Genomic DNA, 23942 nt, shown 5'->3' with positions numbered 1-23942 from the left:
TTTAGGTTCAAATGAACCATCTTCTGTTAATTATTGAATTAGGATAACCATTCTCAAGATAAAAAAAAACCGGTAGTGTTCTGTTTATAATGATATTTTTTTGCTAAAACTTTAGGATTATAATTTTTAAAAAAATAGTGCTGTTTTTTCAAGCTTAGGGGTAAATAATCACATGGCATTAGAAAAATGTAGGAAGACTAATTTATAAAATTGTCCAGGAAACACAAATTAACTCCTAACCCAAGAAATACATGAATATTTTAATAATATAATTTTGATAATAAATTCATTTATGTTAAGTAGAGGCAAGTTTCAATGGGCATGTTTTTTTGATTTCATACCTGAGTAAATAAAAAGGCAACTTCGTTTTAAGTCAAATTTACAATTTTATAATACGGAGCATTTTAGGTTCTGATCTTATCTCCACTTTAATATTTAAATCATTCTTCTTCTAAATTGAGTTTCCAAAAAATAAATTAAAAAAATTGTGACTACTTTAGAACATTTATAATATTTGAATACAAATATCTACAAAATAAACCTCTTATAATACACTATTTTTTTACTAAAAATCACCAATAATTTAAATGGAAACAAATAAAATTTCATGTTTGGTTTTGCTGGTTTTACTAACCATATTCAGAACAAACCTAAATGCCCAAAATAAGCCCAATATTCTAATAATTATGGGAGATGATATTGGATGGTTTAATCCAAGTTGTTACAATAGTGGCATGATGGGATACAAAACACCTAATATTGACAAGATTGCTCATCAGGGAATCCGCTTTACAGATGCTTATGGTCAACAAAGCTGTACAGCTGGTCGTGCGGCATTTATTACAGGTCAGAGCCCTAAAAGGACAGGTTTACTTAAGATAGGTATGCCTGGAGATCCACTAGGATTGCAAAAGGAAGACCCAACAATTGCAGAGTTATTAAAACCCATGGGCTATGCAACTGGACAATTCGGTAAAAACCACCTTGGGGATTTGGATGAGTTTTTACCTACTAACCATGGTTTTGATAAGTTTTTTGGAAACTTATACCACTTAAATGCTGAAGAAGAGCCTGAGAATCCTGATTATCCTAAGGATCCAGCCTTTAGAAAAAACTATGGACCACGAGGTGTAATCCGATCTTCAGCTGATGGTAAGGTGGAAGATACAGGGCCTTTAACCAAAAAACGAATGGAAACTATAGATGAGGAGTTTTTAGAAGCTACCCTTGATTTTATTGATGAGCAACATGGTGCTGGAAAGCCATTTTTTGTATGGTTTAATACTACTCGGATGCATATTTTTACACATTTGAAAGAAGAGTCTGAAGGGAAAACGGGATTGGGTATTTATGCAGATGGTATGATTGAACATGATAATCATGTGGGGATTTTATTAAATAAATTGGAGGAACTAGGTATTGATGAAAATACTATAATAATTTATACCACAGATAACGGTGCAGAAAAATTCACCTGGCCTGATGGTGGAACCAGCCCGTTTAAAGGGGAAAAGGCTACTACTTGGGAAGGTGGAATTAGAGTTCCCTTTTTGATACGATGGCCTGAACAGATACAGGGTGGACAAGTGAGTAATGAAATTATCTCTTTAGAAGATTGTTTGCCTACACTTCTTGCAGCAGCTGGTGAAAATGATATTAAATCAAAGCTTCTTCAGGGTTATAAGTCAGGAGAAACAACCTATAAAGTACATTTAGATGGTTACAACTTTTTACCATACTTAACAGGTAAGGAAAAAGAAGGGCCTCGAAAAGAATTTTTTGCCTTTGTAGATGATGGTAGTTTAGGTGCTGTACGATACGAGAGGTTTAAGTTCCATTTTTCAACTCAAACTCACGAAGGATTAGGAAGTTGGCTATATGCACAGGAACCTCGAAAAGCTCCACTGCTAATAGACTTATATGCAGATCCTTTTGAACAAGCACACTTAGAATCCTCATATTATGATGATTGGCTAGTTAGACATATGTTCGTTTTTGTACCTGTACAAAAACTGGTTGCCAATTTCATGGCTACATTTGAAAAATTTCCAGTAAGACAGGAGCCTGGTAGTTTTACCCCAAAGCAATAAAACTATTACAATAATACTTGATAAAATTCAGTGTGATTCTGCATCCACTGAATTTTATCAAACGTTTTAGTTTCCTAAATGCCAGCAAAATAAGATAGGGTTGGGTAAGAATGCCTTCTTGCTTGCGAAAACATTCTCCCCAAATGGAGGCCCAAACGGCAGAAAAAGGGAAAAAGTCGTGTAGGAAATTTGATAGAACTTTTTAAATAATAATAACTTCAATTGTCTAAATTTATCATTTGAGACCATTATATAATGGGTTTTCTTGATCATTCTTTCGAAGATTAGAAACTTTTTTAGTTTCTAAGTACATCATAGCCTATGATATTGAAAATATGTCCAAATTTCAATACTATAAAACGATCTAATTTTTGGACATGAAAATTAGAGGAAAAAGTAGTGTTATCTACTGATTATTAAAAACTTATAAACTCTATTATTTATTCTCTACACGACTTTCTACCTCTTTCTGTCGACTAGGTCAAATTATTGAATTCCAAATTTTTATATAAATACAGAACGAACTATTCCCATCAACATGTAAGGAGAACCCAAATGGTAAAATACAATCTATTTGGTTTTCCCAGAAAAAAATCTCCCATATAAAGTTTCCAATAAATATATGTCTCAAGAAATCATATCTTGAAAGGTTGATCATAAAATCTTTTTCTTGTTTCTTGATAAAGTGCATTGGCCAATGCAGCAAAAACAGGCGGAAATGCTGGCTCTCCCAGACCTGTCGGATCCACATCGCTCTTAACAAAATGAATGTCTATCTTTTTTGGTGCCTCTCGCATCCTGATCATACGGTACTTATCAAAGTTCTTTTTCTGGGGCACCCCGTCCTTAAAGGTTAACTCGCCAAACAATGCATTACCTATACCATCTACAATGGCTCCTTCTGAAAGATTGGATGCTGCGTCAGGATTAACTACTATTCCACAGTCAACCGCACAACACACCCTTTCTATTACCGGTCTACCTTCTTGTATCTTTAATTCCAGGACTTGAGCAGCATAAGAATTGTGACAAAAATAAGCTGATACGCCCATACTTTTATTACCCTTGTTATCCCATCCGGATTTCTCACGAACCAGTTCCAAGACCCCAGTATAGCGGTCTGCATCATAATCGTTTTTTTCACCTACTGGTTTTTCTTTGGCCTTCTTGAGTAGTTCCAACCTAAAGTCTATGGGGTCTTTTCCCATCTCTTCGGCCAGTTCGTCCAAAAAGGATTGCTCAGCACTGGCCATAAAATTTGATCTTGGTGCCCTAAAAGAACCTATCGTAATATTACTGTTAACTGACCAGCTTTCTGCGAGATAGTTTTCCACTGCTCCAGCAGGGATACGATTTGCATATAAAGGACTTTCAGGTATACCACCAGCATTTACATGAAATCCTATCAGGTTATTGTTTTCATCGAGTGCTGCTCTGTAAGTAGCACGATAAGTAGAACGGTATATACCCCCTGTCATGTCATCTTCACGGGAATAGATCAACTTGATAGGTGCCCCTACTTTTTGCGAAATAATGGCGGCCTCTATTGCCCAATGTGCATAAGACCGTCTGCCATAACCTCCTCCAAGACGGGTCATTTGTATGTTTATTTTCTCAATTGGTATCCCTAGACGTTCAGAAAGTGCATGTTCTGTAAGCTCGGCTTTTTGAAGTGGTCCAGCCAGTTCTGCCTTCCCATTATTTACATCTGCGAAAAAGTTCATAGGTTCCATGCAATTGTGTGCCAGGAAAGGAGCAGTATAGCTCTTTTCTATGACCCTATTGGCCTTTTTAAATGCGGTATCTGGATCTCCATCCTTACGTACGACCTGTTTCGCAACTTCTGTATTATTGTCCATGATGGCCCTGTGTCCATCAGTGCCCTCCAGACCTGCAGGAATAGTCAGGGTCCTCTTAGGTCTTCCAAAGGGCTTTCTTTCCTCGCTGTAAGTCTCGAAAGGCTCCCATTCTACAGCAATAACTTTTTTGGCTTGCATCACTTCCCAGGTGGAATTACCTACTATTGCCACGACCTCTAAAAAAGTACAAGTATCGAAGTGTTGCCGTTCATAATTATCATTGAGTACCTTGATCTTGAACACATCCTTGATGCCAGGCATGGCTTTGGCCTCGGAAGCATCAAAAGATTTCAGTTTCATACCAAATGCAGGGGGATGTACGATCATAGAGAACAACATACCTTCCTTATGATAGTCCATACCGAATAGAGGCTTACCTGTTACGATATTCATTGTCTCTACGTTCTTTCGTGAGGTCCCGACAATCTTAAAATCACTGATCTCTTTTAACCGTACTTCAGTTGGAACGGGTATTTTAGAAGCAGCAGTGGCCATTTCGCCATAACTAGTAGTCCTGCTACTCTTATCATGTCTGAGTATTCCTTTTTCAGTGGTTATCTCACTTATTGGCACGTTCCAATACTTTGCTGCAGCCCCGCATAACATTTGTCTTGCAGAAGCTCCCGCTGTTCTCAATCCTTTCCAACCATGCCTGATTGCCTGACTGCCTCCAATAAACTGACGGGTGTACAGTCCGGTATCCAAAGGTGCTTGTTCCACGATGACGTCATTCCAGTCCACGTCCAGTTCCTCTGCAACAATCATGGGCATGGAGGTTTTTACATTTTGCCCACCCTCAGGATTTGGGGACATGATAGTAACCTTTCCATTAGTAGCTATTTTTAGATATGCATTGATATCTAACCATTCATTGGCTACATCAGAGGAGGTTTCACCATTTCCTGAACGGCACGAGGCCAGCCAGTTAAAACCCAGTACAAGGCCACCACCAGTCATGGTCGTAACTTTCAAAAAAGACCTTCTGTTGAATGTAGTGTTTACCTTCGACATTTTATTTATTATACTTTTGAAAACAAAATACAATATTTGCTATTCAATATCCCTCTTTTCCTGAATTCCGAAATTCATTTGGTGAGATACCTACTTTTTGTTTGAACAATCTACTAAAATGTTGGGGATATCTGAACCCAAGCTCAAAGGCAATCTCCTTTACCGATTTTTCAGTGCCGAAAATCTTAGTCTTGGCTATCTCTATCAGTTTTGTCTGGATGTATTCCTGTGCACTCTGTCCAGTTTCTTTTTTCACTAAATCACCAAAATAGTTTGCCGAAAGATGAAGTTCATCTGCAAAATAACCGACCGAAGGTAACCCAACAGAATAAGGTTTTTCCGAATGGAAGTAATTATTCAGTAATTTCTCGAAAACCCTTATTACACTCTTGTTTACATGTTCTCTGGTAATAAACTGTCTATCATAGAAACGTTGGCAATAATCAAGGAATAAATTGATATTAGAAGTAATGAGCCTTTTACTGTGCTTGTCGACAGGGCGCTGTAATTCTTGTTCTATCTTTTCCAGACAATCAAGTATCGTATGTTGTTCCTGTTCGGATAAATGGAGGGCTTCGTTAAGATTATAGGAAAAAAAACCATATCCTTCTATTTGTCCTGCCAATGACGTACCTGTGATAAGGTCAGGATGAAATACCAATCCTCTTCCCATAGGTTGGTATTTAGTTGATTTATTGGTCACATCTACCTCCTGACCTGGACCTAAGAACACCAGTGTGCCCTCTTGATAATCATAGTTTTGTTTTCCATATATCAAGTTACCGCAATCTACCTCTTTTAGGATAATGGTGTATAACCCAAACATCATCCTATGGCCTGTCCTTGGTTTGGCCTTTGAGAAGTCAAGTACACTTACCAATGGGTGTAAAGTGGGATGATCGTTGAAATCATTATAAGATTTGACGGTATCGAATATCTTATGATCGGACATAGCCATAACTATTTTTCTTTAAATTTAAGGTTTTGACCAAGACTTTTCTACCTCTACCTGTAATAATGGTATCCATAAACGTAATCTGTATACCAATCTCAAAAAAAATAAGGTGTAAAATTGTAAATAGATAAATTCTTAAAAGTTTTTGTCTGCATTTTCCTGATTTATTATTTAAATACTAGAAAAGAAATGAAGAGAACTGTAATGGTAATTTTTTTGATCCTTTCATATATACAGATTTCCTATGCACAGGATCTGACCCTTGAAAAGGAAATTAAAAAACTTTCGAAAGACAAATGGCAATGGATGGCAGATAAGGATGTGGATAAATTAGCGACACTTTTTCATGATAAGGCCAAGTTTGTTCATATGAGCGGTTCATGGAAAAAGGAACGTGAACTCGATATCATCGAAACGGGAAGTATATGGTATAAAAAAGCAGATGTGCACGATGTGGCCGTTGAAACATTCGGTGATGATACTGCTGTCCTTTGGAACCGGATTACCCTTATGGCGCACGTTCGTGGCAATGACGTATCCAATGAGTTTACCGTAACCGAATTTTACAAAAAAGAAGGGGGAGATTGGAAATTACTTGACCTGACATTTAGTAGCGTGCGCGATACACATAAAATAGAACATTAAGAAAACTGCCTCATGTACAAAAGAATAATTCTCAGCTTATGGTTTCTACTATTAATTAATAAGTTGGCCTTGGCACAGGCTATGGATGTCAAAAAGGAAATTATGGAGCTATCTGAGCAGAAATGGCACTGGATGGCCAACAAGGATGCCGATAAACTTGCATATCTTTTTCATGATAAGGCCAAGTTTGTTCATATGGGCGGTACTTGGGGTAAAGATAGAGAGGTAAATATTATAAGGAGCGGTGGTATCCATTACAAGAAGGCCGATGTGCACGAAGTAATGGTAGAAGTGTTGAATGAAACCACGGTTATGCTCTGGAACAGGATTACACTCCTAGCGGTAGTAGGAAATAATGAAGTAACCAACCCCTTTATGGTCACTGAGGTATATTTAAAGGAAGATAATAAATGGAAGTTGGTAAACCTGACATTTAGTAAGCTGCTCGAAAGGGACTGACCAAAAAATGAATTTGGTATTGCTAAGTCTATTTGTCAAAACCTCCAATAATTTTATCAATTTTATACAGTCTTCGGTTATAATTGAGGCTATTAAAAAAAGTCAAACTAAAATAAGATATGGCAAATTTTAAACTGAACATCAACGGAAAGGTAAGGGAAGTAGACGTAGATCCTCAAACACCTTTGCTATGGGTGCTCCGTGACCATCTACAGCTTTTTGGCACAAAATACGGCTGTGGGGTAGCCCAATGTGGTGCCTGTACAGTACATTTGGACGGTACTGCGGTTAGGGCCTGTGTATTGCCTATCTCGACCATAAGAGAAAAAAAGATAACCACTATAGAAGGGCTTTCCGAAACGACCGATCATCCTTTGCAAAAAGCATGGATAGAACATGACGTACCCCAGTGCGGCTACTGCCAAGCAGGACAGATAATGAGTGCTGCCGCTTTGCTCAAGGATAACCCTTCCCCCAGTGACCAGGATATAGACAATGCCATGCAGGGCAATATCTGCCGTTGCGGGACTTATACTCGTATCAAAGCGGCCATCAAGACTGCTGCCAAAATGAGTTGATACAGATTTATTTTAACTAAAAAATATTCATCCAATGTCATTTATAAAGACCAAAGTAGGAAGGCGCTCCTTTCTAAAGAACACAAGCCTTGCGGGTGGTGGTATCATTCTGGGCTTTAATTGGCTGGCGTCCTGCCAGTCACAGCCTGTAGAAGAAATAATGGCCATGCCCGATGCATGGTTTGATATAAATGCCTACCTAAAGATCGGGGACAATGGCCTGGTGACTATCATGTCTCCCAACCCCGAGTTTGGACAGAACGTGATGACCTCGATGCCTATGGTTGTCGCTGAGGAACTGGACGTGGACTGGAAAAACGTGTTGGTAGAACAGGCCCCATATAATGCGGATATGTACGGGTTTCAATTTACAGGTGGTAGCAGGGGCATGATGTCAAGATGGGAATCCTTAAGGATGGCAGGTGCCACAGCAAGGCATATGCTCAAAGAGGCTGCTGCTCAAAAATGGCAAGTGCCTACTAGGGAAATCACTACCGATGCTGGTAAGCTTTACCATAAGGAATCCGGCAAGTCGGCAGGATATGGTGAAATGGCAGATGCTGCATCAAAGGTTGCCGTACCTGATGAGGTGAAATTGAAGGAGATTAGGGACTTCAAGATAATTGGTCATTCCCAAAAAAATGTAGAAGGCAAAAATATCATAACTGGTAAGCCTCTATTCGGAATGGACTACTATAAGGAAGGTATGAAGTACGCCATGGTAGAACATCCGCCAGCCTTTGGTATGGAATTGAAATCTTTTGATGCTTCCGAGGCCAAAGCCATGCCGGGCATCAAGGATGTGTTCACGATCAAGGCCTATCCAGAGGATTTTGTGAAGGGTGGTTTCGATACAAATGCATTTCCTGAGTTGATTGCCATTGTCGGTAATTCCACTTGGGAAGTGATGCAGGCTAAGAAAAAACTAAAAGTGGAATGGGAACCTTTCAAGACCTACGAAGAGAAATTTGATGCCAGGGGGAATACCCGCAGTGTGACCATTCCCGCTGGATTGGAAAGTACAGAGAACCATCTGGCTATGATGACGGAATATGATAAAAAACCCGGTAAAATTGTTAGAAAGGACGGTGACCCAGAGGCTGCATTTGCTAAGGCTGCCAAGGTAATCGAACGCACCTATACCGCACCTTATCTTGCACACAATACCATGGAGCCTATCAATACCTTTGCCCATGTAGATAACGGAAAGGTCTTTATAGCAGGTCCCTTACAAGCCCCTGGTTTTATAGAACCTGCCATATCGGCAAGCACAGGTATACCTGCTGAGGACATCGACATTGAGATGACCCGTATGGGTGGAGGGTTTGGAAGACGTGCCTATTCCCATTACATGATAGAGGCAGCTCTAATTTCCCAAAAAATGAATGCCCCGATAAAACTGATGTACTCTAGGGAAGACGATATGACCAATGGTATCTATAGGCCGACCTATAGGGCTACCTATCGTGCAGCATTTGATGAGAACAACAATCTTATAGGGATACATGTAAAGGCAGGTGGTGTCCCTGAAAGTCCCTTGTTTGCAGATCGCTTCCCTGCTGGAGCAGTAGAGAACTATCTGGCCGAGGAATGGGAAATCCCTTCCAATATCTCGATTGGTGCTTTCCGTGCTCCACGTTCCAATTTCATGGCAGGGGCCGAACAATCATTTTTGGATGAGATTGCCGAGATAGCAGGAAAAGACCCCATAGACTTTAGATTAGAGCTGCTGAGGAAGGCTAAGGATAATCCGGTAGGTAAAAACAACGACTATGATGCTGATCGCTATGCTGGAGTCTTGGAACTGGTAAAAGAGAAGGCTGACTGGGGCAACAAAGAAGCAAATGTTTACAGGGGCGTATCTGCTTATTTCTGTCATAGGTCTTATGCGGCACATGTACTGGATCTTGTAATCGAAGACAAAAAGCCCGTGGTAAAAAAGGTGACCTGCGCTATTGATTGTGGTATAGTGGTGAACCCCGATGCAGCAGCCAACATGGCGGAAGGTGGTGTGGTCGATGGTATTGGCAATGCCCTTTTCGGGGAAATGACCTTTAAGGAAGGTGTACCCCAGAAAAAGAATTTTGATAGGTACCGTATGATTAGGATGCGAGAGGCACCAAAGGAAATCGAGGTTCACTTTGTAAAAAACGAGATAGCTCCCACCGGTATGGGAGAACCTCCGTTCCCTCCCATTTTCGGGGCAGTGGCCAATGCCCTTTACAAAGCTACTGGGCAAAGACGGTATACTCAACCATTTTTGGGGAATAACATCGATCTTGAGATCAAAGGGACTGGGAGTTAATTATTTCTTGATGTTTTTTGGGTAGGCAAGACTAGGAAAAATTAAAAATGGTAACGATCTATTGACAAGTTATTTGCCCTATTTAAAACTTATACATGAGGATAAATTCTTAAAAGAATCACTCATTTACAGGAATCATTAACTGTGAGCAAATTCATACTCAATATCTCCCATAGCCTTGTTTAAATAGAGAAGTAAACAGTAGTGTTTCGATGAAACCTTAATATTATATATGAACCCATTAGCTCGAAAAATGGATCAAAATGATCACCGAAAACATAATGAAAGAAATCAAAAAATATGGAACAGGTATCTTTATTGTTCTTTTGCTCGTCACTTGTAAGAAAGGGGGAGACCTACCGAGCAACACATGGAACACCTACAAAGCAGATGCCAAGGCATCAAGTTATTCCCCTTTGGATCAAATAACTATATCCAACGTAAATCAGTTGGAGACTGCCTGGACTTTTTATGCCGATGATGTGCCTGCCGGAGAAAAGCCTGCCGTGTCGAGTCAGGCTAATCCAATTATCATCGATGGGGTGATGTACGCCAATTCCAGAAATCAGACTGTATATGCCATCAATGCCAAAACAGGTGAAAAAATATGGGCTTTCAAAGCACTGGGAGAAGGCGAACCAACGGCCGCTAGCAGAGGGGTAACCTACTGGGAGGATGGTAACGATAAAAGAATTTTGTATTCGGCCGGCAACTATTTAATGGCTATTGATGCAGGAACAGGGGAACTTATCACCTCCTTTGGAGAGAATGGAAAGGTGAACCTAAATATCGGGGTCCGCGATGATCCAGAAAAAATTTCGGTCACTTTGACCACTCCTGGAAGTATTTACAAAGAACTCATTATTATAGGTTCGCGACTACCTGATTTTTATGGGGCACCTCCAGGCTATGTCCGAGCCTATAATGTAAAAACAGGTAAACTAGTCTGGACCTTTCACACCATTCCCCATCCTGGCGAACCGGGCTATGAAACTTGGCCTCAGGACGCCTACAAATATGCAGGGGGCGCCAATTGTTGGGCTGGAATGAGTATCGATAAGGATAGAGGTATGGTTTTTTTAGCGTTGGGATCCCCTTCTTATGATTTTTATGGTGCTGACAGGCTCGGTGCAAATCTTTATGGAAATTGTGTCTTGGCCTTGGATGCTGCTACTGGAAATTACAAATGGCATTTTCAGACTGTTCATCATGATATTTGGGACTATGACCTGCCATGTCCGCCTAACCTGGTGACCATAACCCATAATGGGAAAGAGGTCGATGCTGTGGCCCAAGCAACGAAACAGGGCTTTATCTTTGTGCTAGACCGTGAAACAGGTGAACCCATATTTCCCGTGGAAGAACGAAAGGTTCCAGTCTCCAACCTCCCTGGTGAGGTGGCATATGAAACACAGCCCTTTCCACTGAAACCGGCACCTTTCGTACGCCAATCGATGACCAAGGATGACTTGAACCATTATTCCGAGGCAGGCCATGATTCCATTTTGAAGCAATTTAGATCTGTACGATACGAAGGCCTGTTTACTCCACCAGACCTAAAGGGTACCCTGTCAATACCTGCTACTAGGGGCGGAGCGAACTGGGGTGGTCTGGCTTATGACCCCGAAATGGATTTTCTTTATATCAGAGGGAACAACCTACCGGAAATCCAAACCATCGTAGATGCAGATAAACACTTTGCAGCACAGAACAATACCCGTTTTGAACTGGGAAGAGTAACCTATGAAAAACACTGTATAACATGTCATGGGGTCGATAAAAAAGGGGTTGGGCCCACTATTCCCACTTTGGTAGGTATAAAGGACAAAGTATCCGAAAACGAAGTCCTGGATAAAATACGACAGGGTGGCGGGATGATGCCGGGATACAAAGGAGTACTTACCGAACGGGAAGAAAGGGGTATCTTGGCATTTTTGTATGAATTGGAAGATGATATGACAGAAGAAGCAGAAACTAGTGCCGATGAAGAAAAACCTGTAAGATATATGAATATTACACCATATAGGACATGGAGCGGCCCTAGTGGAAATCCGGCACTGAAGGCCCCTTGGAATACCTTGAACGCATTGAACTTGACCACAGGTGAATATGAATGGCAGATTCCTGTGGGCAATGACCCTGAGTTGCAGCTAGATGGAGGTCCAGAAACTGGCCTGCTCGCTCGTTCCGGCCCTATGGTGACCGCTGGTGGATTGGTTTTCATCAGTGGTGCTTCTGATAAAAAAATATGGGCTTTTGATAAGAAAACAGGCGAAAAAATATGGGAAAAGGAGTTGCCCGCAGCAAACAATGCAAATGTTTGTTCATATTCTATCGATGGAAAACAATACGTGGCATTATCGGTCGGTGGAACAACAGAAAACCCATCAGGTTCAATTATAGCGTTTGCTTTGCCATAGCTACTTTTACCTAAAAAAGAGAGTTGGTTGGAGACAAGTGAAGAGAAACCTACCTGAGATACCCCACATCTCTCCCAGATGTTATTATAGAAAAATGATTAATATTTTTTTTCTATATTGGGTCGGTGCTGAATCAGTAGAAAAGTTTTTACAAAAACAATACACAATTGTGTTGATGGATGTAAGTTCTAAATCCTATAAAAGGGTTAATTTTACATATCCAATTGTTTTAAAAAAAACTATTTGTGACAAAAAAGTCCTTCCCAGCTTCTCCTTCCCAAAACCGTTACGAAAATGGCAAGAAACCACGACCCAGATAATCAACTAAAACCCTAGTTCAACTTTTATAAAATTCGGTAAAAAGCTGAACTTTAATAAAATAAGCCAAAAGTAGGAAAGGGCGAAATAATCTACGGCAAGAAAAAATAAAAATCAGGAGCAGTATTTTGAAAATTTCTATATAACTTTAAAAAAGGGTCTTTCAACAGTCAAAAAAACCACTTAACATAATTAGGGGTTATCATTATTTAAAAATATTAAAATAAGCATATCTTTTATTCGATTATTTATACTTTTGTTTCAGGTCATTTTACCAAAAAATTAAACTGCCCCACGGTTTTTTATGGTTCCGAACTTGGTAACCCAATTATATTATTTAGTAAGGAGTATATTTTCTGCAAAATTATTCTTTGAATCAATTTTTATTAGAATCATATATAATCCATTAGGGAAATTTGAGATATCTATTTTTTTATTTTTAAACCTTCCATAAACTTTACCATTGATGTCGTAAATAATGATTTCCTCAAACTTCTTAACTTCGATATTTATAGTACCCTTAGAAGGATTAGGATAGATATATTTTTGATCAGTGGAAACCATTCTATCTAAACCAGTGCATACTGAAAAATTTAAATGAGATATTATTATACTATCACAATTAAATTGGTTCCTTAAGGTATCATAATAAACTCCTGTCTCCATTTGATAATCTCCTTCCGCAAAATAGTTTTCCCCTAGGCATATTGTGGTATCAATTATTGTCTCAGAATTAGGTGTTACTGATAAGTTAGTAATAATAACACTATCACATCCTAAAAACCCAGATAAAGTATCATAATAAACTCCTGCTTCCTTCAGAGATTTGCTTCCAACTAAATAACTTTCTCCCCTACAAATGGTAGGATGGGTAATAGTTTCAACAATGGGTGTTATAGTTAAATTGGTAATAATAATACTATCACATCCAAAGGAACCTTGTAACGTATCATAATAAGTTCCTGCTTGATTCTGGTAATTTCCTTCAACAAAATAACTACTTCCCTCACAAATTGAAGTATCAATAATATTAGTTTTAGCTAAGGTAGTTACAGTCAAATTTGTAATAATAATACTATCACATCCAAATGAACTTTGTAAGGTATCGTAATAGACTCCATCTTTGGTCTGATATTTACCTCCAGCGAAATAACTTCCTCCTTCACAAATTGAAACATTCATAATTGTATCCTTTTGAACCTGGATAGAAACATTTATTTTATTTATAGTGACCGAATTATCATATCGGTCTTTTACAATACAGTGATAAACACCATTGTCAGTAATCCTAATATTTTCAATGTTCAGGCTTTCTAAGGAATCGGAAAGGAGCATATCATTTTTATACCAGGTATAACTTAATGGAAATTGACCTTCAGCATTAACTTTTAATGAAACATTATTCCATTCACAGATGTACATATCTGAAGGAGAATTTTTTATTCTTAAAGGCTGATGATGGAAATAATATGCACCCATATCTGCTCGTGTTGAATCAATATCTAAGTCTGATCCCGGATCTCCTTTATCAATACAAGGTGAATCTTCCAATAAACCAAAATTCATTTGGGTTACATCAGCAAATTGTGGGTATTTGTTTATATTACCCATTCCAGGGTAACCGTTCTGAATGTTTGAATATGTGATTTTTAACGGAATCCTTCCACTAGACTCATCTATTTGTTTAGGAGTATTATTCCAGAAGATACTATTTCTTATAGTGGAATTTGTACTAAAACCACGATAGAAGCCCCCTGAATTTTTATTTATTGACTTATTATTGTAAAAAGTAACTTGTTCAATTAGAGGTTTTGATGGTCCATCGGTAAATATACCTCCTCCTTCATTTGAAGCTGAGTTATTAGATATAACAGTTTTTGAAATTTTTGGGTTGGCATAATTTCCAATATAAATTCCACCTCCATTGCTATAATCATAAGAATGTACAACGGTATTGTTGTCAATTGTGCAATTCTCTATTATTGGATTGGCACTTTCCATAAAAATACCACCTCCAAAAAATCGAGCTTTATTATCTTTAATTATACAATTATGGATTTCCGGGTCTGAATCAATGATATAAATTCCACCACCATCATATTCTATATATTCACCTAACCTGGCTCCATTTTGAATTGTGAGACCTCTAATTTTTGTTTCAGAGGTAACATAATTATTAATAGTTAAAACACTTCCATTTTGATTTCCATCAATTATAGTTTGATAAATATCATTTTTGTCATTACTGAAAAAAAACTGTGAGGTAAGGGTAATATCTTTCCCACTTAATAAAAGATTTTCTTTGTAAATTCCTCTATTAACTACAATTATATCATTTTCTGCTGCGATATTAATACTATGTTGGATAGTCTTGAAAGGATTGGATATGGAACCATCACCAGAAATATCAGAACCTTTAGGGTCGACATAAATTAAACCCGGATCATAAACTTTTATAAGATCCGTTTTGATTATTTTGCCTTCATTAAGGTCATTAAAAGCGTGCAATTCAACAGTGTAAATACCAGGTTCTGTAAAATTATGAGTTGGATTAGCTAAATTACTACTTTCCCCATCTCCAAATTTCCATAAAAAAGAATCTGGGACCGAAGTTAAAAAAGCATATGAGGAATTAGTGAACTTGACTGTCAAAGGGTTTCGCCCAATTGTTTTATTAACCTCAAATAATGGCCTTATAAAAGATTCAGGCCTTAAATAGGCTCCCATATCCGGTTTTTGCCCAATATAATCTATAGATTTAAGGGCAACCAGGGTTTCTCCATTAAATTCAAAATATGCAGTGCCTTTTTCTTTCAGAGGAGAGCTTTCTTTTAAATGATAGTCTGTTAAGACTGGATAATGAAACAATGGTATCGTGTCCATGTTTCCTTCAAGCCAGTCGATATTAATATTTTCTGCGCCATTAAAAAAGTGAATGCCTTTAGCACCTTCCTCTATATTAGAGAATGCTGAAAGTATACTTCCTTCATCATTTAGGAATGAGATGGAATTAGACAATGTGTCATTTGTTATTAATTGCCTCCATTTATTGTTATAGAGGATTGAGTTTACAATATTAATTTTAGATGGACTACTAATAAATATGGCACCTCCTCCATAGTGATTTGAAATAAAATTATAGGCGAGTGTACAATTAATAAGGTTAATAGAGGAATTAACAGCCCACATTCCTCCATCTTGGAAGTTATTTGAGATTACAGAATTCCGGATATCTATTAATTTGGCAGCTCTAAAATCTGTTCCTCTGGCATTATGTGTAATTTCGGTGTTTAAAACTATCAATTTCTCTACATTTACCCCCATAAGACCAGTCGCTACAGCACCTATGCAATTTTCTATTTTAGAATTGATAACTTCTCCATTGGAGGTATGAAAACGGATTCCATTTCCATCCCGATTATTGAGAATTTTAACACTATGTATTTTAGCTTTACTGTAACTTGAAACATTTATAGCAGCCGAACCTTTGTTTTGCTCAAAGGTAATATTATTCAAAAGTGGAGCATTTGTACATTGGGTAATACAAATTCCTGCCCCACTGCCATTTGGGGAGTCTAATTGATTATTGATCACCCTCAGATGTTTTAATTCAGGTGAAGAATTATAACACAATATTGCACCCCCTAAATAATTAGGAGTAAACATTCCCGGCAATTGAACATTTGATCCTCCTCCTCCTGTAAGTGTGAAACCAATTAATTTTGCGGTATGGTCTTCCCCATTTCCAATAAAAACTACACTACCATTTATAGAATCATTTGGAAATAAATCAACTGTTTTGGAACCATCAATTACCGTTTCTTTAATATATGATTCATCTTCATTGTCATAGAATCGGGAAACTACAGAAATATTTTTTCCTTTAAAATTAATGGTTTCATAGTAATGACCAGGATCAACAACAATTAAATCGCCCTCATCTGCGGCATCAATTCCCTGTTGAATAGAGGGAAAATCTGTGGGAATTTTAATAATATCTATTACTCTGACTGTAAGGGTAAAAGGGATTTTTTTATTATATCCTGTGGCGGAAACTTCTAAATGAAGGGAAATTTCGTGATTGTCAGGAGTTTTTGAATCAACTTTCAAATGAAGTAAACGCTCTTTATTACTTGTTTTCGTGAATGTTTTTATTGTTCCTAAGGAGGCAAAAGAATCGATTAAGGTTACAAAAGGGTCACTCGTGTTTATCTTCATCGAAACATTTTCAGCGTCCTTCCAAATATTTTCCAGAGTTATCTCGAGGGAAATAGTTTCATCAGGATTTATTACTCCATTCAAATTACCTAAACTATCATTAACAGTAATGTGAGTAATAAAAATGTTTGGATGGGGTGTATTATTTATGGCCTGTTTTGAATTTACTCTTCCTGTACCTAATTTCTTCTTAAATTCTTGATTTAAGGAGTCGATATTGTCTGTTGTATTTATTAAAGCGGCCTTTACCTGTTTATTAGTATACGATGGATATTGAGATAATATGAGCCCTGCTAAACCGGAAACATAAGGAGCTGCCATTGATGTACCACTTAAAGTTCTGTAGCCAGATGAATGGTGTAACCTCCCACCTGACTTTGGGACAGTTGAAATTATATTTTCACCTGGTGCAGTAATATCGATCCAATCACCAAAATTCGAATAATAGATCTTTTGATCTGATTGGTTTGATGCTGCAACAGCAATTACATTTGAATAACCTGCAGGATATTGTAAGTTAATAGAATTTGAATTTCCCGCAGCAGCAATCAATACCATTCCTTTTGAGTGTGCATAATCTATGGCATCTTTTACAATTTCAGAATATCCTCCCCCAAAGCTCATGTTTAATATATCTACATTATGATTAGCCGCATAAATAATCGCATTCGCAATGTCATCATCTTCCAGAATACTAACTTCTGTATCATTATATTTTAAACTAAATCCAGACCTCAAAGGCATGAGTGAAGCTTTCTGACATACACCAGCAATTCCTGTTGTATTGTTGCTTGTAGCTCCTATAATACCAGTACAATGGGTGCCATGTCCGTTAAAGTCAATTGGATTATTGTCCGGATTTGTATAATCTTCTTCCGAATACAATTCAAAGCCAATTTCTTTATAAAGAGTGGTGTCAATATCTACAAAATCAAATCCTGGAACTAAATTTTCAGTTAAATCTTCATGAATAGGGTCAGCCCCTGAATCAATAATACCGATTATCACTGAAGAAGAGCCAGTTTGAGTATTCCAGGCAATTTCCGTCTTACAAACTTTATGAGCCCATTGTTCAGTATATAGGGAATCGTTTGGAATTATATTAAAATAATTTAACCCATTTAATGATGCAGACTTTATTCTATAACTACCAAATTGTCCCTGCTCTCTAATTTTATTTAATATCTCAACAGCCGTTTCCCGGCTGGAAAATTTTAATACGACATTTTGAGAAAATGTAAATTCTTTTCTATCTATCTTTAAATCGCTATTCAGTAATTGATTTTCAGAAAGATTATTCAATATCATTTGGCTTGTCAGCCATTGAAAAGCAGGATGCTTTTCTTTAATTTCAATATCTAAATTTTCAGATAAAGCATTTGCTAATCCTGAGTATTCCGTTTCCAGTTTATTTTTAATACTGGAGAAGCTTCTTTCAGATTCTATATTTTCATAAGAAATTATGATCTCATTGGGTACGAAAGAAGGCAATTGTGAAGTCTGTTGGCAAAAACCTATTTGGTAAAAAAAGAAAAAAACAAGTAGAGAATAAAGTCGGATCATTTCTATTCCTATTAAAGTTGTTATAGTTTAGTTAGCTGATTGTTAAAAATAATTCGTAAAGATATCATCTTTTCAAAATTTTCTTTGAGTATGATCTTCCTTTGAGTTGAAATTTCAGAATATATATTCCTTTTGGTAGATGACTAATGAATATTTTATTATCCACAATTTTTATTGGAAATGATCTGCCCTCAATATCCAATATTGTCAATTGATTAGGTGTAATTATCTGAGATTGAAATTCCACTTTAATATAATCTGTAGATGGATTTGGGAAGATAGTGATGGTAGGATAGGTCTCATTTTTTCCTAATGAAAGAATTTCCTTTTCAGCAAGTGTCCATAATTGCATTCCGTGAGCAATGGTTGAGGCCCAAAAGTGTATTTCATCATTAAAAAACACAAAATTTTGCGGATTTGATCCCTCTGGCCCTTCCTCAATATCAGCAATCATTCTTGTATTTTCGGGAGTACCGTCCGATTCCCACACTTCTTCACCATGAGCAGGAGTAAAAGCATTAAAATATAATTTATCATTCAATACCCTGTAACCTGAAGGGAAAGAACTTCCCTTAGGATTAATATCTTTAAAAAGTTTAGTCCCCTGTACGCTACCATCGGTTTCCCATAATTCAAAACCATCATTTTCATTAGATGAACTAAAAAACATTTTATTTTTGAAAGTAGAAAGAACCTGGTTTAGTGGTGAATAATAACTGTGAGTATTTTGTAAATGAAGTTTTTCTGGATCATCTAATTGTTCTGTGGTTTGCCATATTGTATATCCAGTTCCGGATTTAAATGAAGGAAAGATAATTTTTTGATTTACTAAATAAAGGTGTCTTATATATTGATCAATTGGTATTGGCAAGTTAACAAATTGACTTTCATTATTTTCTTCAAGTTTCCAAAGCTTGTGGTTTTCTTCACCATAATTATAAGAGGTGAAGAATAGTTTGTTATTTAATATGGTTAAATTTTCACACTCAGAAAACTCCATTAATTTTATAGAGCCTTCGCCACTACCGTCACTTTTCCATAATTCTTTCCCTTGTTCATTTCTTACAGTCCAGTAGATAAAGTTTGAGTCTGTGACAATTTTTGAAGGGCGGGCTGGGATAATTGAAGAAATAAACCCAAAGGAATGAATAACTTCAATTTGGTCATCTTGTAATTTCACAAGGTGATATTCATTTTCTTTATGAATAATAAAATAAAGCTCATCATTATAAGTAACAAAATGCTGTGGTCTGCTTGAGCTACTCCCAGGAGAAAAGTCCTCAACGACAGAGAATGTGTATCCATCAGTTTTACACAGTTCAAACCCTAATGTATCATATGAAGCAGAGAAGAATATATTTCCATTAAATTCATATAATTCACCAATATTTTCCAAAAGTTTTTCTGTGGTGGAGTGTTTAACTAATTCTAAGGAATCTTCATATTTATACAATGTATGTGCAGGGCTATCTTCAATTGAGCCTTCAAAAAGCAGCTTATTAGAAAAAATAATTTGGTTGGAAGACAAAATACCACTCTTTTCTTCATTGATATTTTTAACTCCCTCTAAACCAGTTATGGGATGATATTTAACCAACTCTGAGCCCCAATTGTGAATTTCAGAGTTAAAAAAAAGTTCTCCTCTGAAGGATAATAGCTCCTGGACACCGGTCAATTCTGGCACTTTGTAGGTGCCGAATGTAGTGAAATCTGAACGAATTACCTGGTTATCAGAACCCAATTTTGGTGAAATGATATAAACCTCATCCCCTAAAAGGGATAATTTAGTTAAATTGTAGTCACTAAAAAACCATGAGGTATTAGGATCAACTTGAAAGACATCTTTTATTTCAGTTATTTCTTTCGAAATTGTATTGATCGTATATAATGAATTTGTATTATTGGAATTTCCACTAGTAAAGACGAGATTATTTCCAGCCTTTTCTAAATTAGAAGGGGCAAAATAATTATCTGATTCAAAATCAAAAATCTTTGTTGTTAGGTTTCGCTCACTATTATATTCCCAAATAAAAAATCTGTGTAAATTCTTTTCAAAAAAAGAAAAATATAGTTTATCGTTTATTTCTATGACATCTGCAAAACTGATTAATCTACTTCCTGTATGGACTCCTTTAATTGGAACAATGCCTTCCTTAGTACCATCAATTTTTATAATCCCTACATTATTTGAACCATTAAATATATCATTACTCCTGATAACAAGATATAATTCATTGTTCATCTCTATATATTGAGTTGGGCTTCCTGTTCCATTAGGACCTGCACCATTACCATCTATTCCAGATAAAATTTCGAATGTACCTTCCGTTGTACCATCACTCCGCCAGATGGATGAATCATGGCTATTTGGGGTATCGAAGGTGAAGATAAAAGTATCTCTACTTTTCCCTGTAAATGTTGGAGAATTTCTAATTAATATTCCGTCTTTAACTAATTTTGGTTCTTGGTTTTCATCAGACAATAACCAAACTTCCAGAAAGGAATCTTTCTGTTTGAGGAAGAATAAATTATCACCCACTGAAGTAAGTCCTGATATAAAATCAAATTTGAAATTAGTGATTTGTTTAGTTCCTGTAGTCGTACCATCAGTAGACCAAATTTGTTTTCCTTTTTCCAACTCATCCACAATGAACCATAACTTTCCTTTGTGTAATACAGAATTTTTCGCATAAAGTGAATAATTAGATATCCCTCTAGTTCCAGGAACAATGTCTTTCAATAGGAATGTACTATCACTCTTACCATTGGAGACCCAGATTTCTCTCCCGAATTTTGGATGGTTAGCAATAAAGAAAAACAGATTATCCATTTTAATAAAAAATGCTGGATTAGCGCTTTTATCATTTGTAGAGTAATGGAAATCTGTAAGTCTTTGTTGTGAAAATGAAATAGATAAATATAAAAGGAAAAAGATTAAGGAAAGTATAAATTTCATTTGGAAAAAGAGTACGGATATTCAATAGGTTTCATTTAATGGTAAAAAAAATGCATTATTTTTAATTATTTTAAATATTTAGTTCTATTAACAAATTAAAAATTTTAATAACCCAAAACAAATTGGAAGGATATGCTACATATATTATTATTGTGTCTATATCATTTGGTAAATTTTCGTCAAAGTTTTTCTTTTTAATGGCAGGCTTGTTCTACGATTACTAGACAATAAATTTAATATGAAACTACTTTCCATTATCTCCCCAATTATTTTACTGACCTTTACCTTGTTGCCTATTGGTATCCAAGCCCAGAATCTTGAATTCGTCTATGATTTTAATCCAGGGTCAAATGGGATATATATTGAAAAAAATTATCTGAACAGTGATAATTATAGCTTTCCTGTTTTTTCCGATCATTCTGTTCTTTTTCATTTTGCTAATGGTACACAACCCACACCAAATTTAAGGTATTCATCTGGAAGCTACTGGGTACTTAATGGGTCTCCTTACCACAACCAAAGAATTGAGGCTCCGTTGTAACAAATCATAAATAATTATCTTTGAGGAGAAAAAGTAAAATGAATGATTTCAAGTATCGCCATTTCAGGGGCGAAATAATCCTACAAGCTGTTCGCGGGTACTGCAAATACGGAATTAGCTATCGAGATTTAGAAGAAATGATGCTTGAAAGAGGGGTAGAAGTCGATCATACTACCTTGTATCGATGGGTACAAAAGTATGCTCCAGAAATACAAAAACGACTACGATGGTATAATAAGCATAGTTTTGGAAACTCCTGGCGAGTAGATGAGACTTATGTGAAAGTAAAGTGGAAATATTTGGGCTCTGTTGCAGGAAAATATTAAGTTTATTCAACAGAATAATGGTTTTTAGACAAATGGATATTACAAAATATAGAATAGAAGCTATTGATAAAACCTATGAGTTTCAATATTTAAATGAACAATCTATTCAAGAATTATTTTCGAAAGATCATTGGGTAGAAGATAAGTCACTAAGCGAACAGGCTTTTGGAGCAAAAGTTTATAAAAATAATAAAAATCAAATAATCGCTATGCTTTTCAAAGATGAAGGAATTTTTTTATCATCAATTCCTGAGTTTCTAGAATTGAGGAAAAATATAAGATTTTTTGTAAATCATTATAAGAAAAATCAACCTAGAGAAAATCGAATATATTATGCCTTAATTATAAAAGGTAAAAATGTCGTTAGAAATTACATTCAAAACAAAAAACACAATTTTGTAAAGACCGATAAATTATCAAAAGATGAACTATTTCATGTCTTTATTTCAAAGGAAAAATTAATACTTTATGTAGATTATCATTATAGATCTGCATTTATGTTTTGGGATTTTGAGGGATTTTCACATTTTTTAAAGGAAATAATTTTGAATGATAGTTCCTTTCCAATACCAGCAGTGTGTGTGACTGAGATAACTCCTAATTATGTTAAGTTGTAGGTTGTTCGGGAATACTCCCAAATCGCTTCCTTTTTCTTAAAAGTAAAAACTATTTTCCAGAATGCCAGTGCGGATGTTGGGGTATTTCTTGCCGTAGATTATTTTGAGTATTCCCCCTTTTGTAGTAATTCGTTCAAGTTTGATGGTTTGCGGAATTTTATAAAAGTTGAACTAGGGTTTTAGTTAATTATCAATGGGGTAAAAAATTGTGAATTTCGTAATGGTTTTGGGTATGTGGGAAGGAGAAGCAAGAAGGACTTTTGTGTCACAAATGTTAATTTTCACTGCTAAAACCCAATGTCTCCAAACCCAATAATGTAATATCATTATCGGGGTGTATATATTAATTCAAAAGTATACCGGTAAAATTTTTTAAATATTAGTTAAACTATGCGTATATGCATTATATTAATACTAATATTCATAGATGCAAATAAGTATATTCCTTTCAAAATTATGTGTATTAGCTTTAATTTTATTGAATTTATGATGCCTTTGCTATATATTTATATAGTATCATAAAGACTTTTATAACTATGAGTTTTGCAGAAAGGCTAAAAAAAGCAAGAATAGATAAAGCTTTATCCCAGTCTGAGTTGGGAAAAGCAGTGGGTGTACATTATACCCAGATTGGTCGGTATGAAAATAAAGGCTCNCAACCATCGGCNGATNTACTTTCCAAAATTGCAGATGCACTGGATACTTCTACTGATTTTCTGATGTTTGGTTCAAGAGAAGAGCTTGCCGGAGGAATTGGGGATAAGGAATTGGTCAATCAATTCAAACGGATTACCAATCTGCCAGATGATAAAAAAATGATTGTAAAAGAGTTGCTGGATGCATTTCTGTTTAAAAATGAAGTGCAGCAAAAATTGGTTTCTTAAAATCTGGTCGTACCCACCAATAAATTAAATTTGTTTAAAGTAAAAAATTATATTCATCAATATGGGAGCTGTTCAATTATTAGTAGATAAAGCCACCTTACTGCCTGTTCATGTACAGGAGCAGTTATTGGATTATGCTGATTTCTTGCTGGAAAGACACGGTATTGTGCCTGCGGAAACAGAAGAAGAAGAATTGG

The 23942-nt window shown here is 36.3% G+C and carries 13 protein-coding genes and 1 pseudogene; 10 read left to right on the top strand and 4 right to left on the bottom strand.

Features of this window, described 5'->3' with window-relative positions:
• Nucleotides 1–587: 587 nt before the first annotated feature.
• A complete protein-coding gene (locus A3EM_RS0107470; RefSeq protein ID WP_020527567.1) occupies nt 588–2090 on the top strand; it encodes an arylsulfatase in 1503 nt (500 codons plus the stop codon).
• Between the two features lie 635 nt (nt 2091–2725).
• On the opposite strand, the gene A3EM_RS0107465 is transcribed toward A3EM_RS0107470, so the two are convergent.
• Nucleotides 2726–4960, bottom strand: coding sequence for a xanthine dehydrogenase family protein molybdopterin-binding subunit (locus tag A3EM_RS0107465; RefSeq protein ID WP_026210157.1), 2235 nt, complete (start codon nt 4958–4960; stop codon nt 2726–2728).
• A gap of 43 nt (nt 4961–5003) precedes the next feature.
• Nucleotides 5004–5918, bottom strand: a complete 915-nt coding sequence (locus A3EM_RS0107460) for a helix-turn-helix domain-containing protein (RefSeq protein WP_020527565.1) — start codon at nt 5916–5918, stop codon at nt 5004–5006.
• 186 nt (nt 5919–6104) lie between these two features.
• On the opposite strand from A3EM_RS0107460, the gene A3EM_RS0107455 reads away from it, so the two are divergent.
• The 5 genes from A3EM_RS0107455 to A3EM_RS0107435 all read left to right on the top strand — a co-directional run bounded on the left by A3EM_RS0107455 (nt 6105) and on the right by A3EM_RS0107435 (nt 12322).
• Nucleotides 6105–6560: a nuclear transport factor 2 family protein gene (locus A3EM_RS0107455; RefSeq protein ID WP_020527564.1), complete on the top strand. Its 456-nt coding sequence runs from the start codon at nt 6105–6107 to the stop codon at nt 6558–6560.
• Nucleotides 6561–6572: 12 nt separating this feature from the next.
• Nucleotides 6573–7019 (top strand): nuclear transport factor 2 family protein, encoded by a 447-nt coding sequence (locus tag A3EM_RS0107450; protein ID WP_020527563.1) that lies wholly within the window; start codon nt 6573–6575, stop codon nt 7017–7019.
• Nucleotides 7020–7138: 119 nt separating this feature from the next.
• Nucleotides 7139–7597 carry a (2Fe-2S)-binding protein gene (locus tag A3EM_RS0107445; protein ID WP_020527562.1) on the top strand — a complete coding sequence of 153 codons (459 nt, stop codon included), beginning with the start codon at nt 7139–7141 and terminating at the stop codon, nt 7595–7597.
• Between the two features lie 34 nt (nt 7598–7631).
• Entirely contained in the window at nt 7632–9902 is a 2271-nt protein-coding gene (locus A3EM_RS0107440; protein ID WP_020527561.1) for a xanthine dehydrogenase family protein molybdopterin-binding subunit, read from the top strand.
• Nucleotides 9903–10165: 263 nt separating this feature from the next.
• Nucleotides 10166–12322 (top strand): pyrroloquinoline quinone-dependent dehydrogenase, encoded by a 2157-nt coding sequence (locus A3EM_RS0107435; protein ID WP_020527560.1) that lies wholly within the window; start codon nt 10166–10168, stop codon nt 12320–12322.
• A 651-nt stretch (nt 12323–12973) separates the two neighbouring features.
• Here A3EM_RS0107435 and A3EM_RS0107425 read toward each other — a convergent pair.
• The gene (locus tag A3EM_RS0107425; RefSeq protein ID WP_026210154.1) at nt 12974–18421 is read right to left on the bottom strand and encodes a S8 family serine peptidase; all 5448 of its coding nucleotides are present in this window, start codon (nt 18419–18421) and stop codon (nt 12974–12976) included.
• A 64-nt stretch (nt 18422–18485) separates the two neighbouring features.
• The gene (locus tag A3EM_RS0107420) at nt 18486–21377 is read right to left on the bottom strand and encodes a T9SS type A sorting domain-containing protein (protein ID WP_020527557.1); all 2892 of its coding nucleotides are present in this window, start codon (nt 21375–21377) and stop codon (nt 18486–18488) included.
• A 238-nt stretch (nt 21378–21615) separates the two neighbouring features.
• Here A3EM_RS0107420 and A3EM_RS0107415 point away from each other — a divergent pair, with 238 nt between their 5' ends.
• The 4 genes and pseudogenes from A3EM_RS0107415 (at nt 21616) to A3EM_RS0107400 (ending at nt 23745) form a co-directional block, all read left to right on the top strand.
• Nucleotides 21616–21918, top strand: a complete 303-nt coding sequence (locus A3EM_RS0107415; protein ID WP_020527556.1) for a hypothetical protein — start codon at nt 21616–21618, stop codon at nt 21916–21918.
• 38 nt (nt 21919–21956) lie between these two features.
• Nucleotides 21957–22220: pseudogene (locus A3EM_RS41785) on the top strand (IS6 family transposase); the annotation flags it as partial.
• 56 nt (nt 22221–22276) lie between these two features.
• Nucleotides 22277–22861 (top strand): hypothetical protein, encoded by a 585-nt coding sequence (locus A3EM_RS0107405; RefSeq protein ID WP_020527554.1) that lies wholly within the window; start codon nt 22277–22279, stop codon nt 22859–22861.
• Between the two features lie 536 nt (nt 22862–23397).
• A complete protein-coding gene (locus A3EM_RS0107400; RefSeq protein WP_020527553.1) occupies nt 23398–23745 on the top strand; it encodes a helix-turn-helix domain-containing protein in 348 nt (115 codons plus the stop codon).
• Nucleotides 23746–23942 lie beyond the last annotated feature (197 nt).

This window comes from Flexithrix dorotheae DSM 6795 (assembly GCF_000379765.1).
GTDB lineage: Bacteria > Bacteroidota > Bacteroidia > Cytophagales > Flammeovirgaceae > Flexithrix > Flexithrix dorotheae.
The sequence above is the reverse complement of the archived record's forward strand: the minus strand, read 5'-3'. Positions and strand labels throughout refer to the sequence as shown.

Excerpts from the sequence above, each read along its gene's own strand:
- A3EM_RS0107455 (WP_020527564.1), top strand. The coding sequence starts at position 6,105 with ATGAAGAGAACTGTAATGGTAATTTTTTTGATCCTTTCATATATACAG.
- A3EM_RS0107465 (WP_026210157.1), bottom strand. The coding sequence starts at position 4,960 with ATGTCGAAGGTAAACACTACATTCAACAGAAGGTCTTTTTTGAAAGTT.
- A3EM_RS0107405 (WP_020527554.1), top strand. The coding sequence starts at position 22,277 with ATGGATATTACAAAATATAGAATAGAAGCTATTGATAAAACCTATGAG.
- A3EM_RS0107460 (WP_020527565.1), bottom strand. The coding sequence starts at position 5,918 with ATGGCTATGTCCGATCATAAGATATTCGATACCGTCAAATCTTATAAT.
- A3EM_RS0107445 (WP_020527562.1), top strand. The coding sequence starts at position 7,139 with ATGGCAAATTTTAAACTGAACATCAACGGAAAGGTAAGGGAAGTAGAC.
- A3EM_RS0107470 (WP_020527567.1), top strand. The coding sequence starts at position 588 with ATGGAAACAAATAAAATTTCATGTTTGGTTTTGCTGGTTTTACTAACC.
- A3EM_RS0107420 (WP_020527557.1), bottom strand. The coding sequence starts at position 21,377 with ATGAAATTTATACTTTCCTTAATCTTTTTCCTTTTATATTTATCTATT.
- A3EM_RS0107425 (WP_026210154.1), bottom strand. The coding sequence starts at position 18,421 with ATGATCCGACTTTATTCTCTACTTGTTTTTTTCTTTTTTTACCAAATA.
- A3EM_RS0107435 (WP_020527560.1), top strand. The coding sequence starts at position 10,166 with ATGATCACCGAAAACATAATGAAAGAAATCAAAAAATATGGAACAGGT.
- A3EM_RS0107415 (WP_020527556.1), top strand. The coding sequence starts at position 21,616 with ATGAAACTACTTTCCATTATCTCCCCAATTATTTTACTGACCTTTACC.
- A3EM_RS0107440 (WP_020527561.1), top strand. The coding sequence starts at position 7,632 with ATGTCATTTATAAAGACCAAAGTAGGAAGGCGCTCCTTTCTAAAGAAC.
- A3EM_RS0107450 (WP_020527563.1), top strand. The coding sequence starts at position 6,573 with ATGTACAAAAGAATAATTCTCAGCTTATGGTTTCTACTATTAATTAAT.